General features: G+C 53.0%; 8 protein-coding genes and 1 rRNA gene. All 9 read right to left on the bottom strand.

Features of this window, described 5'->3' with window-relative positions:
• A 16S ribosomal RNA gene (locus tag ACSEXW_RS22305) occupies window positions 1–61 on the bottom strand; the annotation flags it as partial.
• A gap of 340 nt (window positions 62–401) precedes the next feature.
• A complete protein-coding gene (locus ACSEXW_RS22300) occupies window positions 402–593 on the bottom strand; it encodes a YozQ family protein (protein ID WP_438448387.1) in 192 nt (63 codons plus the stop codon).
• 19 nt (window positions 594–612) lie between these two features.
• A complete protein-coding gene (locus ACSEXW_RS22295) occupies window positions 613–882 on the bottom strand; it encodes a hypothetical protein (RefSeq protein WP_438448386.1) in 270 nt (89 codons plus the stop codon).
• Window positions 883–1015: 133 nt separating this feature from the next.
• Window positions 1016–1843: a DUF92 domain-containing protein gene (locus ACSEXW_RS22290; protein ID WP_438448385.1), complete on the bottom strand. Its 828-nt coding sequence runs from the start codon at window positions 1841–1843 to the stop codon at window positions 1016–1018.
• Between the two features lie 119 nt (window positions 1844–1962).
• The gene (locus ACSEXW_RS22285; RefSeq protein ID WP_438448384.1) at window positions 1963–2259 is read right to left on the bottom strand and encodes a hypothetical protein; all 297 of its coding nucleotides are present in this window, start codon (window positions 2257–2259) and stop codon (window positions 1963–1965) included.
• A gap of 77 nt (window positions 2260–2336) precedes the next feature.
• The gene (locus tag ACSEXW_RS22280; RefSeq protein WP_438448383.1) at window positions 2337–3131 is read right to left on the bottom strand and encodes a YdcF family protein; all 795 of its coding nucleotides are present in this window, start codon (window positions 3129–3131) and stop codon (window positions 2337–2339) included.
• The gene (locus ACSEXW_RS22275) at window positions 3121–4227 is read right to left on the bottom strand and encodes a Gfo/Idh/MocA family protein (RefSeq protein WP_438448382.1); all 1107 of its coding nucleotides are present in this window, start codon (window positions 4225–4227) and stop codon (window positions 3121–3123) included. Before ACSEXW_RS22275 ends, ACSEXW_RS22280 begins: the two co-directional genes overlap by 11 nt.
• Window positions 4228–4339: 112 nt before the next feature.
• Window positions 4340–5542: a [FeFe] hydrogenase H-cluster maturation GTPase HydF gene (gene hydF / locus ACSEXW_RS22270; protein WP_438448381.1), complete on the bottom strand. Its 1203-nt coding sequence runs from the start codon at window positions 5540–5542 to the stop codon at window positions 4340–4342.
• Window positions 5543–5678: 136 nt separating this feature from the next.
• A complete protein-coding gene (gene hydG / locus ACSEXW_RS22265) occupies window positions 5679–7103 on the bottom strand; it encodes a [FeFe] hydrogenase H-cluster radical SAM maturase HydG (RefSeq protein WP_438448380.1) in 1425 nt (474 codons plus the stop codon).
• Window positions 7104–7128: the final 25 nt, after the last annotated feature.

Genomic DNA, 7128 nt, shown 5'->3' with positions numbered 1-7128 from the left:
CTTGCATGTATTAGGCACGCCGCCAGCGTTCGTCCTGAGCCAGGATCAAACTCTCCAAAAAGGTTCGTTCGATATAGCTCATTCATTACACTTGGCTGTGTTTTGTTACTACTCGTTGTTCAGTTTTCAAGGAGCTAACTTTGTCGGCCGCTGTTGATTATTACCGCAACCGAGTTCTAACTATATCACGTTTCAAAGTCCCTTGCAACTGGAATCTTATGGAGTTCACAGCGCCGCTACTTTCAACTTCGAAGCGTGCCGGCGTTTCTCTTGGCCGGAGTTATAATTTATCATAGACACCTCAGGTTATTCAAGTGGTAAAGTGTTACAATCCTACGAACCTGACGAGATTTAATTCTTCTAAGTAATAGAGCCGGCTTCACCGGGCCGGCTCTAATCGTTCATACGCGATCCTGATTTTGTGGATCCGCATTATTTCCGGTCATGTAGACATCGCTGACCATCTCGTGAGTTTCTGCCGTTCCCTGCTCCAGTTGGGTCCCGCCTTCATAGTCCTCCACCGAGTACTGATGATCGGCCATATTCGTCGTATCAGGCAGTGGAGTTCCGGCTTGTTGCTTCTTAACGTCCATCCACAAAAAGCCCCCTTCCTTAATGCAGCCGATGACCGGCATACTCCCGTTCAAAGCGTTCTTTTACCGAGTCGTTGCTGCCATATGTAGAGCTCTGGATCTCACGGAATTGGCGGCACACACTCCGTACTCCATCGAAATCCCCATCCTGTGCCAATCGATCCGCCTCGTTAATGACATGGTAAGCGACTGCATTGCGCGCTTGCTCGAAGCTTTCATTCGTGTCGCTTGTCCGGCGGTAATCGAAGTAAAACGCCTTGAACCGTTCGATTAACGTTTCCTCCTGCATGCTGATCGCTCCTTGCTTCCCGTTGTCAGAAATAGTGTTCCGCCAAAAAGCGGGATGCTATTCGGCAAGGTTCGAGAAAACAGGTCGGTAAACCGCGAGCCCTGCGCTCGCCCGGGAAATACACGTTCATTTCCTATAGAAGTAAGCCGACCAATATAGCGCTAACCGTTCCCCCAGCCAGGGAGCTTATGATATTCACCGCATCGTTATCCATCCGTTCGAAGCCTCGAATCCGCAACGTGGCTGATTGGCAGTGAACTTTGGATTCCACCTCCCGTGAGCAGTGCGGGCAGCGGTACACAGCCTGCAAGGTCGCGCCTAGATAAGAATCGGCATTCGCGCCCAGCCACCCGCCAGCCATAACGATAATAGGAAGCAGCCACATTGGGGAGCCGGAAGTAATAGAATCGACTGTTTCATCCCATGTTGCCAGCGACACCGCAAGAGTCCCGATGAACAATCCGCCGCACGCAGCAGCCCCCCACCCCAGTCCGCTGACTCCGCCGGAGGTACCTTTAGGAACCGTTCTCCAAGTGAGAATGGACCGCGGCAGAGATCTGGACAGTCCCCCCACTTCCGTTGCCCACGTATCGGCCGTGACAGTGGCCATCACTCCCAAATAAGCTGCAAGCGGCCATATCGCTTGTGGCGAGGCGGCTTGAATCAGACAGAGAACGGTACCGATTCCCCCATTCGCGATGACTTGTCCGGCGTCCCTTCGCCCGGATTTCTGATAGACGGCTTCCGCCTCCCGTTTACGATGCTGCTTCCACTTCGTAAGTCCCGTCGAGGTCACGAAGAATCCGATCATCAAGATGAACCATACGGGACTGCCTGCTGCATACAGGCTTGTCCCAACTGCAACGGCTGCGGCCGCTCCGGTCCAAGTCAGCGATCCTCTCCAATAGGCGATGCCCGCGATCAACATGCTTCCGCCTAACCCGATCATCCATTCCAGCATCCTGTGTTTCCTCACATCCCCTTGATCATCTGATTTCCATCTTACCCCACCCATACTCCGAACTCCAGCGGATCCTATAATATAAAGACCCGGATGATCATCCGGGTCCGAATTCGTTATTATCCTTCCAACGGTACATCATTCTTCTCTGCAAACAGGCGAATGATCGAATGCGCTTGTTCACCGCTTTGCTTGTTTTTTCCGCTTTGCAGAATCAGCGGGTCATCCTTACCCTTCAGATGAATTTCCACCTTCGGCAGCGTTTTCTTCATGAACAAGCTCTTAACGGTCTCCTTCCCGAACTGAATGCTGTTGATTTGTTCCGAGGAGATTTGTTGCTTAACAACGGACTTGCCATTATGGATATGAAGCAGCATTTCGGAACGGTCAAAGTTGACATCCACCAAAGTCATCATTGATGATCCCTCCCGTTAAGTTGCTTGCTATCATGTGTATGACGGATAGGGTTCGTTTGAGACGCCTTTTTGCAAATTCATCGATCTATGGCGAAACTTTTTAACAATGCTGCGAACTCTCGCGTCAACATGCGGGGCAGTGTGTATGGAGGGGTCTGAGAAGAGAATCCGTACACGGACAAGCCTACCCGATGAGCCAACAGCTTGGATCGAAGCATGTGAAAATCGTTGGTGATCAGGGTCACCTTCACCTTGGAAGCATCCACTCCTTGAGAAGTTAGCAGGGTGTGACTGAACAACAGGTTCTCGTAGGTGTTCGTGGATTGGTCCTCCCCCAAGATCAGACGCTCCGGAACTCCGTGGTCCAGCAGATATCGTTTCATCGCCGCGGCCTCCGTTATGGATTCTCCTGGGCCTTGACCGCCTGAAAGGATGACCTTCGTTTCCGGATACTGCTTCATATAATCCAATCCTCGATCCAGCCGGGCCTTCAAGGATAAGGAAACCGTTTCTCCTCTCACTCTAGCCCCTAAGATCAGGACGTAATCGGATTGGACGGGCTCCGTGCTTCGGCCAGCGTACCAGATGGCCATCTCCGTGCCGATGAACAAAAGAAGCCCCAAACCGATAGTGACTTGTACGATTCTTATGCTCACGGAGGCTCGACGGTCAAACTCCTTATGCCTCCACAGCCAAACCAATCCTCCTAGCAGGGCGGCACATATACCCGCTGCGATCTGGGCCAGGTTCCAAAGATCCTTCTCCCATCCGCCGATCAAGCCGGAGACATAGTAGAAGCTGTGCGAGACGCCTGCAGCAATCATCAGGATGGCGGCCGCTTGACGAATCCATAATTGATGTCTACGAGTCATTCCGGATCCCCCCAGTTCGTTGGAGCAGCTGGTCAATCCAATACTCGGCCTCCAGCGCGTCCTTCAGTGTAGGTGCGAGACCCGTGCCATAAGGATCTGTCCCCGTTACCCGAAGCAGGTAATGGTGCAAGGCAGCAAAATGCGTGTCGACCGCCATCCCCATCGTCGTCTTCTCATCGGTCGATAAGCTCAATTCAGCAGGGGATGGCACAGCAGGCGCCGAGCCATCCAGCAGCTTGATCCGGGGGACGTACTCCTTCTCCAGATCACAGGTTACAGATCCGTTCGTACCGATCACATCGATTTGAAAAGCCTCCAGTCCCCAAGCGATCCGGGACACCTCTGCCGTGCAGCGTACACCGTTCCGGTGGATGATCTCTATTCCGGCCCAATCATCTACATGTACATCCACCAGCTTGCCGGAGGAATCGGAGGCGGGCCGTTGGCGGACATGGGTTCGCAATGTGCCGTCCACCTCGAGGATTTCACCGAACAGATGCTTGAGCAGGTCCAACACATGGATGCCCAGATCGGAGATGGCTCCACCGCCGCTTTGACGCTCATCCAATCGCCAGCTGACCGGGCGTGCTGCATCTAGATATCCAGAACGTCTATAGGAGCAGCGGCATTGGAGCACGTTGCCGATCAGGCCCTGGCGGATAATCTCTTTGATCCGTAGGACGGCCGGGTGATAACGGTAAACCAAGGCAACCTGATGTCTGCGGCCGGAACCATCCTCTGCGGCTTCCGACATAGCCCGGGAGCGATCATACCGGTCTGCAAGGGGCTTCTCACAATAGATGGACTTCCCCGCATGCAGAGCCGGAAAAAAAGCGTCGGGATGATTCGCATTGGGCGTACAAATATCCACAACTTGAAAATCACCTGCCGTCAATGCTTCTTCGACGGTTGCAACCACCTTCTTGAAGCCGATGGCATAGGCTTGCTCCTGGTTCACTTCCGGATTGCGGGTGACCAGGGTGTCCAACACAGGGACGAAGGGCAGGTTCTTGATGATTGGCATCGATTTTAACGCCACCATATGGGTCTTGGCGATGTTCCCGAACCCTACGAAGGCGAAACGGATTTCATTCATGGAGGACCTTCTTTCCTTAGACTCGGTAGGATATTCATTGCTTTCAGTATAGCTGATCTAGTAGACGCAAAAAAGCCGCGGACGGTTTACCCGCCGCGGCCGTATCCGGCAATTAATATGCTACAGGAGGAATGGCACGCTCCAGAAGCCCCTGGATGTACGCCATGGCAATCCCGTAATTGGTGATCGGTACCTTTTGAGCTTGTGACTTCGAGAGGCGTGCCATCATCTGCTTCCGGTTGAAGCTGCAGGAGCCGCAATGAACGATCATCCGGTACGACGACAGATCCACAGGGAAGTCACAGCCGGTACGGACCACGAATTCCAGCTTGCCGCCGGCCCTTTCCTCGAGCCAACGAGGCAGCTCCTCCCGTGTGAGATCGCCTTTCATATCGTGATTGCTGCAGGCCTCGGCCACAAGAACCTTATCTCCGGGCTTCAGCCCGTCAATGGCTTTGGCTCCCCGTACAAACACGTCCAGCTCCCCCTTAAACCGGGCCAGCAGGATGGAAAAGGTGGTGAGCGGCACATCCTGCGGGATTATTCCGCTAACCTGCTCGAATATGTCTGACTCGGTGACCACCATATCCGGCCTGCGGTTCAGAACCGTCAAGAAAGCCGGAAGCTCATCCTCTGTCACGGTCACCGATACTGCTCCATGATCCATGATATCCCGGATCAGTTGGGTGTGAATCATAGGGAGCCGGTAACGGGGGGCCTTCAGTCCTTTTGGACTGACGATGACGATCAGCTCGTTGGGCTCAATCAGATCGCCGACGATCGTCGAGCGTTCGAATTCGAAGGGAGCACTGCGCCGGAGTGACTCCTTCAGCCGGTTGAGATTGACTTTGTTCTTCGCACTGATCTTCACGATCGGTATTTCATCAAATTGAACTTTAATGGGCTGAATATCTACGAAGCGGTCGTCGATCCGGTTTACCACGCCCATAACGGGAATATGGCGGCTGACCAATTCCCGATACCAGCGCTGCTCCAGGGCATAATCCTCATTGGTGTCCGTGAACAGAAGGAGCGCTACATCCGTATGATCCATGACTTCCCGAAGCTTACGTCCGCGTAATTCTCCAGTTTCGCTGCGGTCATTCTCTTCGAAGCCGACGGTATCAATCAGGACGACGGGTCCAAGGGGCTCTAAATCCAGGTGCACATACTGCGGCTCCACGGTGGTTCCGGGAGAGTCCGCCACCAAGGCGGCGTTTTGATTTGACAGCGCATTCAAAAGACTGGATTTTCCTGCATTTTTCCGGCCGAATATGGCGATGTGAAGCCGGTTGGATTGGGAGCTTTCCTTCATGTTCTTTCACTCCTCTGCAAGGTATGCCATCGACATCCAATAGTGAATTAATTCACATATAGTAATTGCAGGAGACCGTACCCTGTCGTACGATCTCCTTCATTATAACATACATCTCCGACTGGCGTTCGCGGAATTAGAATCTCAAGTCTCTCTCGCCCGCTTCGATCCGCTTCATGCGATCCAAAGTGGCCCGCTTGGCCGCTTCCTTCGGAATGCTGTTCAAGCTGTCTTGAATCAGCTTCTCCCCCATCTCGACGGCTTCTGCATCACCGTAATCCATCAAGAACTCTTTGAAGGTCAATAATGCGTTCGGTTCGCATACGTTCTGGATTTGACCGGTCTTCGCAAGCCGCATGAACCGGTCTCCCGTTCGGCCTTCCCGGTAGCAAGCCGTGCAGTAGCTAGGCAGATAGCCGCCGGAGCACAAGCTTTTGACAATCTCCATCGGGGAGCGGTGGTCCCCTACTTCGAATTGGGGCTTCTCGTCCGGGTTCTTCATCCGGTATTCCTCGACGTAGCCGCCAACGCCCGTGCAGGAGCCGGCGCTGATCTGAGAAACACCCAAAGCAAGGACCTCGTCTCTGAATTGGGACTCTTCGCGTGTCGAGAGAATCATCCCGGCATAGGGCACGGCAAGCCGTAGAATCGCGACGATCTGCTTAAACTGCTCATCCGTTACCAAGTGGGGGAACGAATTCAGATCTACACCTTCTGCCGCGCGCATCCGAGGAACGGATACGGTGTGGGGACCGCAGCCGAAGGATTGCTCCAGGTGCTCGGCGTGCATGAGCATGGCGATCGTTTCAAATTTATAGTCATAAAGTCCGTACAGTACTCCGAGTCCCACATCGTCCAGCCCGCCTTGCATGGCGCGGTGCATGGCTGTGGTGTGATAATTGAAGTCGCGTTTTGGGCCTGACGGATGGTGTTTTTCGTAGGTCGCTTTGTGATAGCTCTCTTGGAATAACGTATAGGTTCCGATCTCCGCGTCTCGGAGCTTGCGGTAATCTTCGACCGTCGTTGCTGCAATGTTCACATTGATGCGGCGAATGCTGCCGTTGTTCACTTTAACGGAATAGATCTTGCGGATACACTCCACGATATAGTCGATGGAGCAGTTTTTGGGGTCTTCCCCGACCTCCAAGACGATCCGCTTATGACCGAGAGACTGAAGCACTTCCACTTCCTTCTCCAGTTCCTCCATGGTCAATTTCCGGCGCTTGAAGCTGGTATTGGAGTGCTTATATCCGCAATAGTCGCAGTTGTTAACACAGAAATTGCTGACGTATAGCGGAGCAAAGATCACGATCCGTTTTCCGTATATTTTCTCTTTGATCTCTTTTGCGGATGCAAAGATCTCCTGCCAAATCTCCGGATCCTGCACATGCAGAAGAATAGCTGCTTCCCTATGGGTCAAACCGGCGCATGTTTTCGCTTTTTCCAACAACGTTCTAACCGTGCTTGTGTGCTGAGCCAGCTGTTGACCGGCGGCTATAGAGCCATAAATCTCATCCTCGCGGATAATATCCTTGGCGAAATATTCTTTGATCGGTTCCATGGTAGTCTCCTCCCTTATATTAGAA

The organism is Oryzibacillus soli (assembly GCF_051594765.1).
GTDB lineage: Bacteria > Bacillota > Bacilli > Paenibacillales > NBRC-103111 > Paenibacillus_AR.
The sequence above is the reverse complement of the archived record's forward strand: the minus strand, read 5'-3'. Positions and strand labels throughout refer to the sequence as shown.